Origin of the sequence: Luteibacter mycovicinus, assembly GCF_000745235.1 — a bacterium.
In the GTDB taxonomy this organism is placed as follows: Bacteria; Pseudomonadota; Gammaproteobacteria; order Xanthomonadales; family Rhodanobacteraceae; genus Luteibacter; species Luteibacter mycovicinus.
Genome location: NZ_JQNL01000001.1, coordinates 23,631 through 41,312, shown reverse-complemented (window position 1 = coordinate 41,312; position 17,682 = coordinate 23,631). Strand labels below are relative to the sequence as shown.

The window sequence follows — 17,682 nt, the reverse complement described above, 5'->3', positions numbered from 1 at the left end:
GCAACCTCACTCGTCGATCGGGTCGGTCGGTCGCGAAAGCGGCCGGTGGTCGAAACGCGGCTGCCCCTTGCCGGTGTCGGAAGCATCTTCTTCCGCGGCGTCACGTGGCAGGTCCGGACCATTGCGCATGAGCTTCAGCATGTAATAGATACCCGTGCCGAACACCGCGAAGTACACCAGGACCAGGATCATCAGTGAGGTGCCGACCTGCTGAGCGGAGATCGCCGAAACCGCGTCGCGGGTGCGCAATACGCCGTAGACGACCCAGGGCTGCCGTCCGGATTCGGTAGTGATCCACCCGGCCAGCAAGGCGATCAGCCCGGACGGCGCCATGAGCAGGACGAAGCGCTGAAAAGCCCGCTGCTCGTAAAGCCGTCCACCGCGGCGTAGCACGAGGCCTGCGAGCGCCATGAGCAGGAGAAGCATCCCCATGCCGACCATCACCCGGAAGGACCAGAACACGATGGTGGAGTTGGGCCGGTCCTCTTTGGGGAAGCTCTTCAGCCCCCGAATCTCACCGTCCCACGAATGAGTCAGGATCACACTGCCCAGGTGCGGGACTTTCACCGCGAAGCGCGTCTCTTCCTTGTCCATGTCCGGCCAGCCGACAAGATTCAACGACGTGCCGCCCGTCTCCGTCTCCCAGAGACCCTCGATCGCGGCGATTTTGGCGGGCTGATACTCGCGCGTGTTGATGCCGTGCGCATCGCCGACGACGATCTGGATGGGAACCACGACCAGCAGGAGCCACAACGCCATGGAGAAGGCCTTGCGGATGGCGGCATCCTTCCGCCCACGGAGCAGGTGCCAGGCCGAGCAGGCGGCGACCAGCGTCGCGGCCACGATGAATGCCGCGAGCGCCATGTGCATCAGGCGGTAAGGGAACGACGGATTGAAAACGATCCTGAGCCAGTCGACCGGAACGATGCGGCCGTCCTGCCAGGCGTATCCCTGTGGGGTGTGCATCCAGCTGTTGGAGGCGAGGATCCAGAACGTCGAGATCAACGTGCCTGTGGCCACCATCAGCGTGGCGAAGAAGTGAGCTCGTGGCCCTACCTTATGCCAGCCGAACAGCATGATCCCCAGGAACCCCGCCTCGAGGAAGAACGCGGTGAGCACCTCGTAGGTCAGCAGGGGGCCCGTCACCGAGCCGGCAATGGAGGAGAACCCGGACCAGTTCGTACCGAATTCGTAACTCATCACCACGCCTGAGACGACACCCATCGCAAAGCCGACGGCGAATACTTTCGACCAGAAAAAGAACAGGTCACGGTAGACCGTATTCTTCGTCCTCAACCACAGACCTTCGAGCACCGCCAGGTAGCTGGCGAGGCCGATGCTGATGGCGGGGAAGATGATGTGGAAAGAGACGGTGAAGGCGAATTGCCATCGCGCGAGAAGGAGTGCCTGGTCGGTAGGTATCGACACGCGTCAAGCTCCAGCGAAAGATAGGGTAAGCGTATGCCTGTTTCGCGACGGCGGTATTGGTCAAAATGTCGCTGCGGTCATTAGCTGCCCGGTACTGGCTCACATCGCCAGACCGAGTCTGCGGCTCACGGCGAAGGTGGCGTAGAGCAGTCCCACGAGCAATATCACGAAGACCCCGACGGCTAACCCCACTTTGCCGGCCACGCGTAGTACCGCACGCCGCTCGATCGGGCGGTCCTTTTTCCCTTGCTCGTAATGCCACTTGATGGCCAGGAACATGCCTGTGCCGAAAACGACGACCTTGAAGATGATAAAGGCGATAGGGACCCAATCCATGCTTTCTTCGTTCCGAGCTGTGACTTGCCACTGTCTGTCATGAGGAAATCGCCCTCAAAACGCCGATGATGCCGTCCTCCAGCGCATGCTACCTACGAACAAGCTCCATACATTCGGGACAAATTGTCTCAGCATGCCTATCATGCGGAATCAAAAGGGGGGTGCCATGAAAACCATGTCCGTTCTTTTCTGCGCCGCGAGCGCCGTGGCGATGGTCGCCGGCGTATCGGCCGAGACACCGGCGGTTCCGACCGCCAAAGCCATCGAGCAGACGCTCGACACCAGCGCAGCCGCCTGGTCGGCGGGCGATCTGAAGACCTTTATGGGGTGCTACGAGCGCTCACCGGGCACCCGCTTCGTCAGCGCGAGTGGCACTGTCGTCGGTTACGACGCGATCGAGGCCATGTACGCATCGACCTATAAGAAGCCTGGCGCCGGTCTGGGCAAGCTGAAGCTGGACGTGATCGACGTCAAGGAACTCGGGTCCCAGTATGCCTTTGCGGTCGTCCGCTACCATCTCAAACCCGACACGGGCGCCGAGGCGTCAGGGCTTTCGACGCTGCTGATGCACAAGGTGGACGGTCTCTGGCTGATCAATAGCGACCATAGTTCCTGAGCTCCCTTCACGCCACCTTACTGCGAGCATGACGGCATTGAGAGCACTGTGGTGCCTCATCACCCGGAGAATTAGTCATGTCAGAAAGTGACAAAAGCAGTAAGTCACCCACGCCGAGAGAGTTCGATGAATCAGCGGCGGAGCGTGTCGAGAAGAAGCCGAAAGACAAAGAATCTCCGCAGCAGACGCACGACGACGAAACCCACGGCTGAAACGGGAGAGACCCATGGCCGATCAGAACCACAAACCGCAGTCCGGCGATCGCAATCTTAATTACGTAGCCAATCAGGACAAACCTGAGCAAGACAAGCGCGATAAGAAGATCAAGGAAGGCGAGGAAAAAATGGACGATGCTTCCAAGCGCGATGAAGGCGTTCGCTGATAGCGAACGCGGTTTCGTCGGTTGGCCCATTGCGGCACGCACGCGGCAGTTCGCCGCGTGCCACCGGCTTAGTGGGCTCTGGTGCGTCCTGCGAGAGCGGGCCCGAGTGACGTCGTCATGACGCTCCGTCCCGGGCTAAATCGTGATCCGAAGATCCTCGACCCATGAACATTTGCATGGCAGCCAAGCCATCGCGGACTGGTGGCTTGCAAAGTGCGCGCTGAGATAACGCAGCGTATTTCCCTCGACGTGGATCGGATTTCGTTGTCGCCCATACGTCGTGCATGTCGTGAGGCGTGGAAGTGACGGGCGGCTCACGAAGGCGGCGACGCGAACGGTGCGCAGGCCCCGGCACGAAGGAAACCGTGTGAAGTTAAATAGTTTCGATCAACCCCTCACGCCACCGTCCCCGGCAGCACGGCCATAGTAGTGACCCGAAGAGGAATCACTGACATGGATAAGAACGCCTTTCTCGCCGAGTCCCTTGAGGACGTTTACTCCGCAGGCCCGGAGGCGCAAGACGAGTCGGCCTGGGAAGAGCATTTCCCCATCATCGTCCATTGTCACCTGCGCTGGGATTTCGTCTGGCAGCGACCGCAGCAGATTTTCTCCCGGCTGGCCGACCATCATCGGATCGCATACATCGAAGAGCCTGTGGTGGTACTCGTCGGCGACAGCGCGGGCCCGCGTCTGCAAATTACCGAACCGCAGCGAAATATCGTGAGGATCGTACCCGTGCTCCCTCCCACCATGGTCAGCGTCGACGATCAGTGCGCGGCCGTGCTGGTTTTGATGCAAGCCGCCCTTCGGACTCATCCATTGTTGCGGAACCAGTTTCAGGATCCCGTGCAATGGTTCTATTCGCCCATGACCGCGCCCAGCCTGCTCGGGCAGTTCGGCGCACGGGGCGCCGTTTACGATTGTATGGACGAACTGGCTAACTTTCGTTTCGCGCCACGCGATATCGTCGAGCGCGAACGTTTTCTGTTATCGCGTGCGGATGTGGTCTTCACCGGTGGGCATCAACTGTTCGAGTCCAAAAGTCGTCACCATGACAACGTGCATTTCTACGGCTGCGGCGTCGATGTGGCGCATTTCGGACGCGCCCGGCTCGATCACACGACGGTACCGTCCTCCGTGGCGGCGCTGCCGCATCCGGTACTCGGCTACTTCGGCGTGATCGATGAACGGCTCGATTATCCACTGATCGAACGCCTTGCTAAGGCGTACCCGGAAGCGTCGATCGTCATGGCGGGCCCCGTGGTCAAGGTCGACCCCGAGCAGCTGCCCGATCTGCCCAACATCCACTGGCTGGGCCAGCAGTCGTACGACGTACTGCCGAACCTGGTAAAGGGTTTCGACGTCTGCCTCATGCCGTTCGCCCTGAACGATGCGACGCGCTACATCAATCCGACCAAGACGCTGGAGTATATGGCGGCGGGCAAGCCGATCGTGTCGACCGCGGTGGCAGATGTGGTGCGCAACTTTACGCCGGTGGTGGACGTGGCCCGGTCGCACGAGCACTTCCTGGCAGCCGTCCATCGCGCGTGGGAGACTCCGGACAGCGCCTTGCTGGACGAGGGCTGGAACCGTGCAGGTAAGGCGTCATGGTCCGCGACGGTCGCGGCGATGCGCGCCGATGTTCAATCGGCGTTGCAAGTTCCGGCGTACGCGACGGGGCGCCTCGCGATCGAGGTGACCGACGCACCATGAAGACCGATGTGCTCGTGGTGGGTGCGGGCTTTTCCGGCGCGGTAGTGGCCGAGCAACTCGCCGGTCGGGGTCTGAACGTGCTTGTGGTCGACCGGCGCGACCACATCGGCGGCAATGCACATGACCGGCACGATGCTCATGGCGTGCTGATACATCCTTATGGGCCGCACATCTTTCACACCAACAGCCAGCGAATCTTCGATTACCTGTCTCAGTTCACCTCATGGCGTCCCTACGAACACCGCGTGCTGGCCAGGGCGGGGGAGTTGCTGCTGCCAATACCGATCAACATCGATACCGTCAATCGCCTCTACGGTCTCGATCTGGACGAGCGGACGATTCAGGCGTTTTTTGACGGGGTACGCGAACCTCGCCATCCGATTCGTACCAGCGAAGACGTGGTGCTCAACGCGGTGGGTCGCGACCTCTACGAGCGATTCTTTCGCGGTTACACGCGCAAGCAATGGGGCCTGGATCCGTCCGAGCTAGCCGCCTCGGTCGCCGCGCGCGTGCCCACCCGTGTCAATCGAGACGATCGATACTTCACGGACACCTTCCAGGCCATGCCCCTCGAGGGATACACGGCGCTCTTTTCCAGGCTTCTGGATCAACCAGGCATCCGTCTTGAGCTGGGTGTGGATTTTTTCAGGATGCGCCAACGCATAAAGGCATCGCACATCGTTTTTACCGGCCCCGTCGACGCGTATTACGCGCAATGCTATGGCGCCTTGCCCTATCGATCGATCCGCTTCGAACACGAGCACCTGCATGATACCGCGCAGTACCAGAGCGTGGGCACGATCAACTATCCGACCGATTTCGACTACACCCGGATCACCGAATTCAAGCATGTCACCGGGCAGGTCCACTCCGGGACGTCGATCGTCCGGGAGTTTCCGCAGGCGGAGGGGGAGCCTTACTATCCCGTACCGCGCCCCGAGAACGAGGCGCTGTTCAAGCGCTACGAAGCCCTGGCCCTGAAAGAACGCGACGTGACTTTCGTGGGGCGTCTGGCCCAATACCGCTACTACAACATGGATCAGTGCGTGGGTGCCGCGCTGAAGGCAGCGGAATACGTGCTGCAGAAGCTGGGGCGACGGGTGGCTCCGGACTCACCGGGCGCGCAGCCGGTCCCGGGAGCTGACGCTCCCGTGATCCTGAGGCCCTGAGTGGGGGCGCTATGGACGCACGGGCAGAGGTCGGTGGGCTAGAACTGTGGGGCGGCATCGAGTGTACCGTCAACCGTGTCGGTGACCGTTATTTCAGTCAGCTAGACCAGCGCCCCTATGTCGGTGGAGAAGGGGATCTGCATCGCTTTGCCGAGTTGGGTATTCGTGCGCTGCGTTATCCCGTCCTTTGGGAGCGTGTGATGACTGACGGCGGGAGCGGGGCGGACTGGGCGTGGTCCGACGCGCATCTCGCAGCACTTCGCCAGTTGCCGATGCGGCCGATCGTCGGGCTGGTGCATCACGGCAGCGGCCCTCGCGACACCAGCCTCGTCGATCCGCAGTTTCCGGAGAAGCTTGCGCGCTACGCAAGCATGGTCGCACGGCGCTATCCCTGGATCGAAGACTACACGCCGGTCAACGAGCCGTTGACCACGGCCCGCTTCAGCGGACTTTACGGGCTCTGGTATCCGCACGGGCGCGACGTGGTGACGTTCCGGAAGGCCTTGTTCAATCAGTGTCGCGGCATCGTGCTCGCCATGCGTGCGATCGAGCGCGTCAACCCTGCCGCGCGCCTCATACAAACCGATGACTTAGGGACGACGTATGCCACGCCTGCGCTGCAGTATCAGGCGGACTTCAACAATCGGCTCCGCTGGCTGGGCTGGGACCTGGTTTGCGGAAGGGTGGGGCAGGATCACCCGCTGTGGCCGTGGTTGCGGAACGCCTGCCAAGCGAGTGAGGCGGACATCGCCTGGTTCGCTGAGCATCCGCGTCCGCCGGACGTCATCGGCGTCAACCACTACGTCACGAGCGATCGCTTTCTGGATGGAAATCTGGAGAAATATCCCGCCTCCTGCCACGGTGGCAACGGTCGTGAACGCTACGCGGATGTCGAGGCCGCGCGGGCGGTCGCCGGGCCGGTGGGTGACATCGCACCGCTTCTGATGGAGGCGTGGCGGCGCTATGGCTTACCTGTCGCAGTGACGGAAGCGCATATCGACGCCCGGCGGGAAGGTCAGATGCGCTGGCTCGCGGGGCTATGGACCGGAGCGGACGAAGCCAGGCGCGCGGGCGCCGATATACAGGCGGTTACCGCGTGGAGTCTGCTGGGTTCATACGACTGGAACTGTCTGCTTACCGAGCGCCAGGGGTATTACGAAACAGGGGCTTTCGATGTACGCAGCGGGCAGCCACGAGGGACAGCGCTCACCGGCCTGATGCGCGCTCTGGCCTCTCGCGAGACGGCGACGCATCCCGCACTTTCCGGCACTGGCTGGTGGCAAAGGCCGCAACGATTCGGCGGCGAAGCAGCGGCGTCACCCGCTATCGGGCTGCCGCCCCTGCGTGTGAGCCCTTTGCCGCGCTTACGCGCCGACAACGAACGCCCATCGATCGTGATCATCGGTGCCAACGGCATGTTAGGCCGGACGTTTGCACGCGCCTGTGCCGAACGAGACCTTCACCATCGCCTGTTGAACCGGAGCGAGCTCGACATCGCGGATGCGGATTCCGTACGCGCTGCTCTGGTCCGTTTCCGCCCATGGGCCGTCATAAACGCGGCTGGGTATGCGCGTGTCGACGAGGCCGAGCGCGATCCGACGCGATGCTTCCGGGAAAACGCGTTAGGGCCGGAGATCCTGGCGCGCGCCTGTGCAAGAGAGGGCATCGAACTGCTGACGTTCTCGAGCCACCTCGTCTTCGACGGAGAGCGCCGTTCTCCCTATCTGGAAAGCGACGCGGTATCGCCGTTGAATGTCTACGGGTTAAGCAAAGCGCGCTCAGAGACTCTCGTGCTCGACCGATATCCCGGTGCGCTCGTGGTACGAACCAGCGCACTGTTCGGCCCGTCCCACGAGAACAGCTTCGTCGCATCCGCACTTCGCGCTTTGCGGGCAGGCCAATCCTTTCAGGCGGCCCACGACGTCACGATCTCGCCCACCTACGTTCCGGACCTGGTCGACACGTGTCTGGATCTGTTGATCGACCGGGAAGCGGGCATCTGGCACATCACCAACGGAGACGCCGTCACGTGGTCGCAACTCGCCGTACGTGCGGCTGCGCGGGCGGGCGTCGACAGCAAGAGACTGCATGACCGCGCTGCCCGGCGGAGCGGCTTCGCCGCCGTCCTGCCGCGATACAGCGCCCTGGGCAGTCAACGCGGATTTTCGATGCCAAGCCTGGACGATGCGTTGGATCGCTATTTAGGTACTTAGTCACAGGCTTTCGCGGGGCGCGAGGACCTCACCGCATCGATGCCGAGAATCCTCCCGGGACGAAGCCAGGGAGGATTCCGATCGCAAACGTCACTCAGGCAACGGTAGCTTTAGCGGCCGTAAACGCCAGTCGTCCCAGCCGCGTTGTGAACGACCACATAGCGTCGGCCGGCGAGGGCGCCACCGAGCGCCGCAGCCATGGCACCCAGGATCAGGGCGACGGCGCTACCCAGAGCGGCTTTGGCTGCGGCCTTCGCGGCGGCATCCGCAGCTTCGCGGGCTTTCGCTTCGGCTTCAGCGGTCGCCTGCGCGATCTTGGCCCTGGTCTGCTGATACTGCGTAACCCACGCGTCGACTCGCTGCTCGGCGTCCTGCTGGCTGGCACCGGTGCGTGCCATGACCACATTCACCAGGGCCTGGCGGTCTGCCTGCTGAACCGTGTCGCTTCCCGACGTAATGATGCGCTGCGCTACCGCCTGCACATCTTCCCCCGTGCCATTCTGGCTTGCGTTATTCAGCTGATTGACCGCACCCTCGGTCTGCTGTTTGACGGCCTCCGGCTGCAACGCCGGCTTGCCGGTCTGGGCCATCAGCTCCTGAGCCTGAGCCTTCAGCGAATCCATGGTGATGCCGTTGGCCGCCAGCTGTTTCTTCGCTTCGTCCGCCGCCGGACCCGCCGCTGCCGCGAGGCCGCTTCCCGCTGCCGCCGCGGTCGCACCGACCGCCGTGGCGCCGCCCTTTACGACGGATGCGAACGTCGAGGCCACCAGGTAAGCGCCGATCAGGCTGGCCAGCCCCCAGGTCACCAGCCCGTGCAGCATCGCATCCGTCCGGCCAGGCGCGGCCGCAAGATGCCCTGCCACCCAGCCGCCGGCCATGAGAGCAAGCACGCTGCTGATGCCCCACCATGCTGCCGCGCCAAAGCCATAGGCGGACGCATCCGGCGAATCGTGATGCACCGGATCGGCAACACTAAGGCCAACGCCAGCACCGATGAGGCTCAGCACGAGCTGGATGACGACAGCGATGATGACGCCGGCGAAGATGGATCCCCAGGAAATGCGCCGGAGCAATGGAGCATAGGCATCGCTGCCTGGTGAGGAGTAACCCGATTCGGTGTGAATGGTGTTCATAGAAAAACCCTGTAGCCGCTGACCGGCAAGAAACGCCCGATGAAACCGGTACGCTCGCGCATACCGATGAAGAAGCGCGGACAGTGTCTGGTGCGACGTGATCGAAGCGTGCGCGGGGCGTGTCGTCAACTATTCCGACTGATTCGACCTTACCGTTGCCCGGTGGCTCACCGGCTACAGGGATGTGACGTCCGGAGCGGGGGCGTCGTCAGTCCAGCGGACGTACCCAGATATTGCGGAAGCTGATCGGCTGTGAATGGTCGCCATGGGCCTGCAGCTTGATCGCCGCCGTCGTGTACGGCTTGTATTTCGGCTTGCCGATGTAGAAGGTCTCGCCAGTCAGTTCGGTGTGGTTTTGCACCAGCACGCCGTTGTGGAACAGCGTGAGGTAGGCCGGTGACTTCACCGAGCCGTCCGCGGCGAACACCGGCGCGGTCCACACGATGTCGTAGGTCTGCCAGTCGCCAGGATGGCGCGCTGCGTTGACCAACGGGGCCGCCTGCTTGTAGATGCTCGCGGCCTGCCCGTTGACGTAGGTCGCGTTTTCGAACGAATCCATGATCTGGACTTCGTAACCCTCGTCGCCGGGGCCGGTGGAGGCAAGGAACACGCCGCTGTTGCCGCGGCCCTGGCCCTCGCCGGTGATGTCCCTGGGAATCTGCCATTCCAGGTGCAGCTGATAGCTGTGGAAGCGCTGCCGGGTCTGGATATTGCCCGTGGTCTTGTCGACGGTGACGATGCCGTCGTGCACCTTCCAGGCCGCCGGCGACCGGTCTTTCGATGCCTCCCAGCCACTGAGGTCATGGCCGTCGAACAGCACGACCGCATCGGACGGCGGCGCGTTCTCCTTTGCACCTGGAGTCACCACCTTCGGTACCGGCTCCCATCGTTCCGTGGCCTTCGGATCGTCTTGTGCGAGGGCGCAGGACGAGCCCAGGCTCGCGACGGTAAAGAGGGTGAACGTGGCGGCGCCGATGCGCTTCATGGGCGTTCCTCGGGAAGATGTCATACGGTGCAGATCCTGTAAGCCTCGGCGAACGAATCGAAGGGATTCGGGCGCGATGGCGAAAATTCGTGAGCGATGAAGCCCTGGTAGTTCAGATCGGCGATGGCCCTGGCGACGGCGCGATAGTTAAGCTCCTGCGTGCCGTCGATATCGTGGCGGCCAGGTACGCCGCCCGTATGGAAGTGACCGATCCACTGGATGTTGTCGCGGATGGTGCGAATCACGTCACCCTCCATGATCTGCATGTGGTAGATGTCGTAAAGCAGCTTCACGTTGGGCGAACCGAGGCCTTTGGTCACGGCCACGCCGAACGCGGTGCGGTCGCCCTGGTACCCGTGATGGTCCACCTTGCTGTTCAGCAGCTCGAGGCACAACGTGATGCCGTTTTCCGCGGCGTACGGCGCGATCTTTCCCAGTCCGTCGATGCAGTTGTCGATGGCCCGCTGGTCGTCGATACCGTCCTTGCGGTTGCCGAACATGGTGATGATGTTGGTGACGCCGGCGCGTTTGGCAAGCGGGATCGTGGTCTCGATCTCCCGGATCAGAACGGCATGGTTCGCCGGATCGTTGAAGCCCATCTCGATGAAGTTGTCCCGCCTGGCGGGGTAGCCCATCGATACGGCCAGGCCGTGATCCGTCACCACCGACCACTCATCGGCGTAGAGCAGATCGACGCCTGCGAAGCCGAGGGCCTTCAGCCGCGTGCACAGCTCGGGAAGCGGGGCCCTGGAGGTCCAGCGGCTCAGCGATTGCCTGAGCCGGCCACCGCCGATAGCCGGGGCTCCCACCCTGGGGCCGGTTGTCGCGGCGGAGGCGAGCAGGGGCGCTGCGCCCGCCATCGCCGCGGCCGTGGCGATACGGCCCAGCGCGTTACGGCGCCCGATATCGGTGGTGTCGTCACGCATGCTCATTCGAGCCCCAGTATCTGGCGATTGAACGTACGCTCGCTACCCGACGAAGCGAAATCGTCGAAGGCGCGTTCGGTGACCTTGATGATGTGGTCGCGGATGAAGGGAGCACCTTCCTGCGCGCCCTGCTGCGCGTCCTTGATGCAGCATTCCCATTCGAGCACCGCCCAGCCGGGGTAGTCGTATTGCGCGAGCTTGCTGAAGATCGCACCGAAATCGATCTGGCCATCGCCCAGGGAACGGAAACGTCCCGGCCGGTCGATCCAGTTCTGGTAGCCACCGTAGACGCCTGAGCGTCCGTCAGGCCGGAACTCGGCGTCCTTCACGTGAAACGCGCGGATACGCTCGTGGTAGTGGTCGATGAACCGCAGGTAGTCCATCTGCTGCAACACCATGTGGCTCGGGTCGAACAGGATGTTCGCCCGCGGATGGTGGTCCACGGCGTCGAGAAAGCGCTCGAAGGTGGCGCCGTCGTGCAGGTCTTCACCCGGGTGCAGTTCGTAACAGACATCGACGCCCGCCTCGTCGAAGGCATCTAGGATCGGCTTCCAGCGCCGGGCCAGCTCCGCAAAGGCTTCGTCGACAAGTCCGGCAGGGCGCTGGGGCCACGGATAGAACAGCTGCCAGGCCAGGGCACCGGAGAACGTCGCGTGCGCCTTGAGGCCGAGGTTCTTGCTGGCGGTTGCCGCGAGCTTGAGTTGCTGCACGGCCCATGCCTGGCGTTCCTGCGGCTTGCCACGCAGCTCCGCGGGAGCGAAGCCGTCGAACAGGCGATCGTAGGCAGGGTGCGACGCCACCAGCTGCCCTTGCAGGTGAGTGGAAAGTTCCGTGACCTGAAGGCCGTGCCCGGCCAGCATACCGATGATGTCGTCGCAGTAAGCCGTGCTAGCGGCGGCCTGCTGGAGATCGAACAGGCGTCGATCGTTGGAAGGGATCTGCACGCCGAGAAAGCCAAGCGACGAGGCCCAGCGCGCGATCTCGGGCAGCGAGTTGAAGGGCGCCTCGTCCGATGCGAACTGGGCGAGGAAGATGCCGGGACCCTTGAGTGTCTTCATATCAGATCTTCAGTGAGGCTTCGACCGCCCAGGCATGTCCGTTGCCGGCCTGCGATAGCGGGATATCGGGCTGCCAGCGGGCGGGTACCGGGTCGTACTGAAGCACTTGCGTGCAACCGGGCTGGGAAAGAAAGAAGCCCAGCATCGTGAGCTTCTTGGTCATGAGCACGAAGTCGCTGGCTGGGGTCAGCTTGCCACCCTTCGGGGTGGCGAGCGCCTCGGCGTGAAGCTTGTTTACCAGCGCTTTGCGCTGCGCGTCGCTCAGCTGGAGAAAGGGCTTGCCACCGGCGTTGTCGAAAGCGGCCGCGGCGTCGAGGTAGCGCACCTGCTCGTCCCTTGCATAGACCGCCTTGAACAGCTGGTCCATGAACAAAGGAACGCCCGCGTCGACCGCGCCCGGCGTATCGGTGCGCGGGATGATGATGTCCGACACGGCGCCAACGAGGCTGTACTGCGCCGGGTCGAAGAATTCGGGCCTGGCGGCCGGCGCTTGCGACGCGGCGTGCGCGTCGAACACCGCCAGGAGGGACGGTCCCGCGATGGCGCCGATGGCCAGCGCGGACATGCTTTTCAACCATTCGCGACGATTCATGGGCGGTCCTCAGAGATTGCCGCGCTTGAGTTCTTCCACGGCGTGGTTGGCCGCGCGTGCGGTCAGCGCCATGTAAGTGAGGGACGGGTTCTGGCAGCCGGATGAGGTCATGGCCGAGCCATCGGTCACGTAGACGTTCTTGCAGGCGTGCATCTGGTTCCATCCGTTGAGCACCGAGGTCTTCGGATCGCGGCCCATGCGTGCGGTACCCATTTCATGGATGCCGGCGCCGACGTTCGCCTTCATCGTGAAGTGGCTCACGTCGCGGTAACCCGCACCGGTGAGCATCTCCACCGCGTCGTCGATGATCGCCTTGCCCATCGCGATCTCGTTTTCCTGGTGGGCCGCGTCGAAGTTGAGGACCGGCATGCCGTACTTGTCCTTGTGGCTGCGATCCAGCGTCACGAAGTTCTTGTGCGAGGGCAGCATCTCGCCGAAGCCCATCATCGAGACGTACCACGGGCCGGGCTCCTGGGCGGCGCGCTTCAGGTCTTCACCCAGCGCAGCCTGGTCGACAAGGCGGGTCCAGTCCTGGCGGCCCGCGCCTCCCTGGAAGCCGAACCCGCGCAGGTACTTCTGCCGGTCGCTGCCGATGTTGCGATAGCGCGGGATGTAGAAGCCCGTGGGCCGGCGGCCGGCGTAGTAGCGGTCTTCATGACCCTCCACCATGGCGCGCGCACCGGTCCCGAAAAGGTGATCCATGATGTTGTGGCCGAGCTCGCCGCTGTCGTTGCCGAAGCCGTTCGGGAAGCGGGTGGAGGTGGAGTTCATCAGGATGTGTGCGGTGCCGAACGTGGAGGCGCACATGAAGATCACTTTGGCGAAGTATTCGGTCTGGTGCCCGGTGTTGGCATCGAGCACGCGCACGCCGGTGGCCTTGCCCTTGTCGTTGTCGTAGATCAGCTCGTACACGATGGCGTCGGTCACCATCGTCATGTTGCCCGTGCGCTCGGCGGAGGGCAGGGTGGACGAGTTGCTGCTGAAGTAACCGCCGAAGGGACAACCGCGCATGCACATGTTGCGGTACTGGCAGGTGCCACGCTGCGGGCTCTGGTCATGCTTGAGCGGGGCGGAGAGGTTCGCCGTACGGCCGATGATCAGCTTGCGCCTGAACTTGCTGTCCAGCTTGGCCTGAAAATCCTTCTCGACGCAGTTGAGGTCCATGGGCGGCAGGTAATTGCCGTCCGGCAACTGCGCCAGATGATCGTTGTTGCCACTGACGCCGATGAAATGCTCGACGTGGTCGTACCACGGGGCGATATCGTCGTATCGGATGGGCCAGTCCACGCCCACGCCTTCCTTGCCGTTGGCCTCGAAGTCCATCGGGCTGAGGCGGTAGCTCTGCCGGCCCCACATCAGCGAGCGTCCGCCGACGTGGTAGCCGCGGAACCAGTCGAACGGCTTGGTTTCTTCGTACGGGTTGTCGATGTCGTCGGCAAACCAGTGCTTGGTCGACTGTGTGATGCCGTAAAACGACGGTCGCGTGTGCTTGGGCCAGCGGGCGAGGTCCTCCTGCGTCGGCTCGTCACCGTATGGCAATTCCCACGGCGCCTTCATGGCGGTGGGGTAATCCAGGTGCTTCACCATCGGGCCGCGGTCGAGCACGAGCGTCTTCAGCCCTTTCTCGGTGAGTTCCTTCGCCGCCCAGCCACCGCTGACACCGGTGCCGACAACGATCGCGTCGTATGTGTTCTTTTCCATGCTCAAGCCTTCAGCGCAGCGGATGCAGGTAGTTGAAATCGACGCGTGCGGCGTCAAGCGAGCTCATGCGGGTGTATGGGCCTTCCTGCTCGACGAAGCAGTGCTTCAGTCCGTTGGCATCGGCCGCCGCCATGATGGGTTTGTAATCCAGCGTGCCGCGTCCAAGCTCGGCGCCCGGGTAGTCACCTGCATGGCCGGGGAGGAAATCCTTGGCGTGCATCAGTGCGATGCGGCCTGGGTTGGCCCTGAAATACGCGGCCGGATCCTTGCCACCCGCATGCGCCCAGCCGCAGTCCAGCTCGAAGTGCACGAACGTGGGGTCGGTCTCCGCGAGCAGGATGTCGTAAAACGTCTTCCCGTCGCCCACGTCGGTGAACTCCGCGTGGTGGTTGTGGTACGCGTAGCGCAGGCCGGCTTCGTGGGCTCTCTTGCCCAGCGTATTCGCACGTGCGGCGATGCGCCTTGCGTCATCCAGGGTGTAGGCCGGCTCGCCCGGCTTCCCGCTTTCTTTTTCCAGGATCGATGGCAGCGAGCTGCTGACGATGTACTGCGCGCCGAGCGTATGCGCGGCCTTTATGCCCGGCTCGAAGCCGAGGCTGTCGAAGTGCAGGCTCGGGCAGCCCAGACCGGCGAGCTTCAACTGGTCGCGAAGCGTCTCGGCCGTGCTGGTCACGATGGCTTCGATCTCCGTATACCCGATCGCCTTGAGCGTCCTCAGCGTGCCGGCGGGATCGGCCTGATAGGCGTCGAGCACCATGTACAGCTGGATGCCGAGGCCCTTGCCCGTCGATGCGGCGGCAAGGAGTTTGCCTGGCGCAGCGAGGCCGAGGCCCAGCGCGGTGCCGAACACCGCGGAGCGCGCGAGGAATTGCCTGCGATTCATCATGTCGTACGAGTTCCGGGTGAGTGGGCGCCGACGACGCCACTGGCGATGGCCGCCTTGCGATCCTTGAACAGCAGGACGAACAGGGCGAAGACGGCGGCGGCGAAGGCGCCGGCGATGATCCAGATGCCATGCCAGTCATGGCTGCCATCGGCGCGGGTATAGGTCTCGACCACGATGCCCGACAGCCACGAGCCCACGAACATGCCCAGGCCGTACGTGAGGAAGGTGATCAGGCCCTGCGTGGCCGCGCGCAGCGCTGGCGGTGCTTCGCGGTCAATGTAGATCTGGCCGACGACGAAGAAGAAATCGAAGCAGACGCCGTGCAGTACGATGCCCAGCCAGAGCATCCACATCAGCTCGCCGCTGCCGCCGAAGGCGAACATGCCGTAGCGCACCACCCAGGCGAGCATGCCGACCGCGAGCATCCACTTCACTCCGAGGCGGCGGAAGAACCAGGGGATGAGCAGCATGAAGAACAGCTCGGACATCTGCCCGCCGGTCATCTTGCCGGCGGCGTTCACCACACCGACCTCGTTGAGGAACAGATTGGTGAAGGCGTAGTAGAACTGCAGGGGGATACAGATCAGGAACGAGGCGAGGGCGAACACGAACATGGAACGCTCGCGCAGCAGGTGCAGCGATTCCAGCGGCAGGGCATGGCGCAGTTCGAAACGGGTATGGCGAGCCAGCGGCGGTGTCGGCGGGAGGGTGAAGCAGTAACCTGCCATCACTACCGAGAGGCCGGCAGCCAGGAGCAGGGGAGATGCCGTGGCTTCCACGCCCCATGCGCCGACCACCAGGCCGACCACGATCCAGCCGATACTGCCGAACACGCGAATGGCGCCGAATTCCTCCTGCGGACTCGCGATGTGGCGCATGGCCAGCGACGCCGTGAGGGCCAGCGTCGGCATGTAGCACAGGCTGTAGGCAAGCAGCGGCGCGTAGACCATCGCGAACGTCGTCTGCTGCGCGGCAACCACCAACAGGACGGCACCGAGCAGATGCAGCAGTGTCAGCACCCGCCGCGTATCGAACAGGCGATCGGCGAGCAGACCGACGAACAGCGGTGAAATGATCGCGCCGACGGCGGTGGTCCCGGCGACAGCACCGATTTCCGTGCCGGTGAAATGCAACGTCTTACCGAGCCAGGTGCCGACGGTGACGTACCACGCACCCCAGATTCCGAACTCGAAAAGCATCATCACTCTAAGGCGCCATTTCATCCGCGTTTCCTCGTGGGTCGTGTGGGGGCGAGTGGATCTTCAACGGGCTGCCACGCGCCGCCGGCGGCATGGCTTCTGAGCATGGCGTCCACGATGAGGCTGTTTCGGTAGCCGTCGGCGAACGTCGGCAGCGCAAGGGGTTTCGCCTTGGCCGTGGCGCCGGCGCGGATCCATGCGTAGGCATCCGCGATCACATTGCGGAACGCATCCGCCCAGGCTTCGGGATGGCCCGCCGGCAAGTGGGCGTACGCACGCGCGCCGGGCTCCATCAAGGCGGGATCGCGCGTGAGCACCTGGTTGGCCTTGTCGTGATGACCCAGCCACAGTTCGTTGGGCTGTTCCTGCCGCCACGCCAGCGAGCCTTCGCGCCCGTTCACCTCGAGACGCAGATCGTTCTTGTGACCCGGCAGCACCTGGCCCACGGTGACGCAGCCGCGTGCGCCGTTATCGAAGCGCAGCAGCACACTGGCGAGGTCTTCGCTGGTGATCTTGCGTCGCTTGCCGGAGCGCGTCGCCGATCCGGAAAAGGCTTTTGCCGAAGCATCCGGCGCCTCACGTACCGGCACGACCGTGTGCAGGTCGGCCAGCACGGCGGTGATCCGCGCGCCGGTCACATGTTCGGCCAGGTCGCACCAGTGCGACCCGATATCGCCCAGAGCGGAGCTGGCCCCGCCGAGCCTGGGGTCCAGCCGCCAGCTATACGCACGTTCGTCGGTGAGCCAGTCCTGCAGGTAGCACCCATGCACGAAGACAGGCTTGCCGATCGCCTTATCGGCGACCATGGCACGCGCCTGCTGCACGAGGGGATAGCCGCGATAGTTGAAGGTGACGACGTGGGCGAGGTTCGCCTCGCGCGCGGCTTCGTAAAGCTCCCGTGCCTCCTGCATCGTCGCGGCCAGCGGCTTGTCGGAAATGACGTGCTTGCCAGCGCGCAAGGCCGCCAGAGAAACCTCGCGGTGCAGGTGGTTCGGCGTCGTGTTGTGCACGACCTGAACGGCAGGGTCGGCAAGCAATTCGCGATAATCCGCGTACGCCTTGCCGGCATTCAACTCACGTGCCCGTTTCGTCGTGGATTCGAGACGGGAGCCGGCAATGCCGACGATGTCGACATCCCCCAGCCGACGCACGGCGTCCAGGTGATGGGCTGCGATGAAGCCTGGGCCGACGAGCCCCATGCCGAGACTCATCGATCGGTCGTCCTGGCGCTTGTCGATAGCGACTGGCTTGCCATGTTTCCCCCCGACGGTCTTATGCCGCCGAAATGTATTCGATTACATTCGATGCCATGCGGTACGAAATGAGTGCGACCTGCATGGATTTC

At 63.4% G+C, this 17,682-nt stretch carries 17 protein-coding genes; 6 read left to right on the top strand and 11 right to left on the bottom strand.

Annotated features, from left to right (window positions below; translation table 11 throughout):
* Window positions 1-6: 6 nt before the first annotated feature.
* Window positions 7-1,422, bottom strand: a complete 1,416-nt coding sequence (locus FA85_RS00195) for a cytochrome ubiquinol oxidase subunit I (protein ID WP_036117600.1) — start codon at window positions 1,420-1,422, stop codon at window positions 7-9.
* 105 nt (window positions 1,423-1,527) lie between these two features.
* On the bottom strand, window positions 1,528-1,764 hold the full coding sequence (locus FA85_RS00190) for a hypothetical protein (RefSeq protein ID WP_036113222.1): 237 nt from the start codon (window positions 1,762-1,764) through the stop codon (window positions 1,528-1,530).
* 166 nt (window positions 1,765-1,930) lie between these two features.
* Between FA85_RS00190 and FA85_RS00185 the strand changes: the two genes are divergently transcribed.
* From FA85_RS00185 to FA85_RS00170, 6 genes are all read left to right on the top strand, one after another.
* Window positions 1,931-2,380, top strand: a complete 450-nt coding sequence (locus FA85_RS00185) for a YybH family protein (RefSeq protein WP_051943657.1) — start codon at window positions 1,931-1,933, stop codon at window positions 2,378-2,380.
* Between the two features lie 77 nt (window positions 2,381-2,457).
* Window positions 2,458-2,592: a hypothetical protein gene (locus tag FA85_RS22520; RefSeq protein WP_255349719.1), complete on the top strand. Its 135-nt coding sequence runs from the start codon at window positions 2,458-2,460 to the stop codon at window positions 2,590-2,592.
* Between the two features lie 14 nt (window positions 2,593-2,606).
* A complete protein-coding gene (locus FA85_RS21725) occupies window positions 2,607-2,762 on the top strand; it encodes a hypothetical protein (RefSeq protein WP_156108731.1) in 156 nt (51 codons plus the stop codon).
* Between the two features lie 453 nt (window positions 2,763-3,215).
* A complete protein-coding gene (locus FA85_RS00180) occupies window positions 3,216-4,475 on the top strand; it encodes a glycosyltransferase (protein ID WP_051943659.1) in 1,260 nt (419 codons plus the stop codon).
* Window positions 4,472-5,644, top strand: coding sequence for a UDP-galactopyranose mutase (glf, locus tag FA85_RS00175; protein ID WP_081907482.1), 1,173 nt, complete (start codon window positions 4,472-4,474; stop codon window positions 5,642-5,644). The genes FA85_RS00180 and glf overlap by 4 nt, the downstream gene beginning before the upstream one ends.
* Window positions 5,645-5,655: 11 nt before the next feature.
* Window positions 5,656-7,857 carry a sugar nucleotide-binding protein gene (locus tag FA85_RS00170; RefSeq protein WP_036113225.1) on the top strand — a complete coding sequence of 734 codons (2,202 nt, stop codon included), beginning with the start codon at window positions 5,656-5,658 and terminating at the stop codon, window positions 7,855-7,857.
* A gap of 110 nt (window positions 7,858-7,967) precedes the next feature.
* On the opposite strand, the gene FA85_RS00165 is transcribed toward FA85_RS00170, so the two are convergent.
* The 9 genes from FA85_RS00165 to FA85_RS00125 all read right to left on the bottom strand — a co-directional run bounded on the left by FA85_RS00165 (window position 7,968) and on the right by FA85_RS00125 (window position 17,548).
* Window positions 7,968-8,990, bottom strand: coding sequence for a hypothetical protein (locus tag FA85_RS00165; RefSeq protein ID WP_051943660.1), 1,023 nt, complete (start codon window positions 8,988-8,990; stop codon window positions 7,968-7,970).
* Between the two features lie 208 nt (window positions 8,991-9,198).
* Window positions 9,199-9,975 carry a 3-keto-disaccharide hydrolase gene (locus FA85_RS00160; RefSeq protein ID WP_036113228.1) on the bottom strand — a complete coding sequence of 259 codons (777 nt, stop codon included), beginning with the start codon at window positions 9,973-9,975 and terminating at the stop codon, window positions 9,199-9,201.
* 20 nt (window positions 9,976-9,995) lie between these two features.
* Complete coding sequence (locus tag FA85_RS00155) at window positions 9,996-10,901, bottom strand: hydroxypyruvate isomerase family protein (protein ID WP_036113231.1); 906 nt, start codon at window positions 10,899-10,901, stop codon at window positions 9,996-9,998.
* Window positions 10,902-10,903: 2 nt separating this feature from the next.
* A complete protein-coding gene (locus FA85_RS00150; protein WP_036113234.1) occupies window positions 10,904-11,959 on the bottom strand; it encodes a sugar phosphate isomerase/epimerase family protein in 1,056 nt (351 codons plus the stop codon).
* 1 nt (window position 11,960) lies between these two features.
* Window positions 11,961-12,551, bottom strand: a complete 591-nt coding sequence (locus FA85_RS00145) for a gluconate 2-dehydrogenase subunit 3 family protein (protein ID WP_036113237.1) — start codon at window positions 12,549-12,551, stop codon at window positions 11,961-11,963.
* Between the two features lie 9 nt (window positions 12,552-12,560).
* Window positions 12,561-14,252: a GMC oxidoreductase gene (locus tag FA85_RS00140; protein WP_036113240.1), complete on the bottom strand. Its 1,692-nt coding sequence runs from the start codon at window positions 14,250-14,252 to the stop codon at window positions 12,561-12,563.
* Between the two features lie 10 nt (window positions 14,253-14,262).
* Window positions 14,263-15,138 carry a sugar phosphate isomerase/epimerase family protein gene (locus FA85_RS00135; RefSeq protein WP_036113243.1) on the bottom strand — a complete coding sequence of 292 codons (876 nt, stop codon included), beginning with the start codon at window positions 15,136-15,138 and terminating at the stop codon, window positions 14,263-14,265.
* Window positions 15,135-16,361, bottom strand: coding sequence for a nucleoside permease (locus FA85_RS00130; protein WP_036113246.1), 1,227 nt, complete (start codon window positions 16,359-16,361; stop codon window positions 15,135-15,137). Before FA85_RS00130 ends, FA85_RS00135 begins: the two co-directional genes overlap by 4 nt.
* A complete protein-coding gene (locus tag FA85_RS00125; protein ID WP_239739792.1) occupies window positions 16,358-17,548 on the bottom strand; it encodes a Gfo/Idh/MocA family protein in 1,191 nt (396 codons plus the stop codon). The genes FA85_RS00130 and FA85_RS00125 overlap by 4 nt, the downstream gene beginning before the upstream one ends.
* Window positions 17,549-17,682 lie beyond the last annotated feature (134 nt).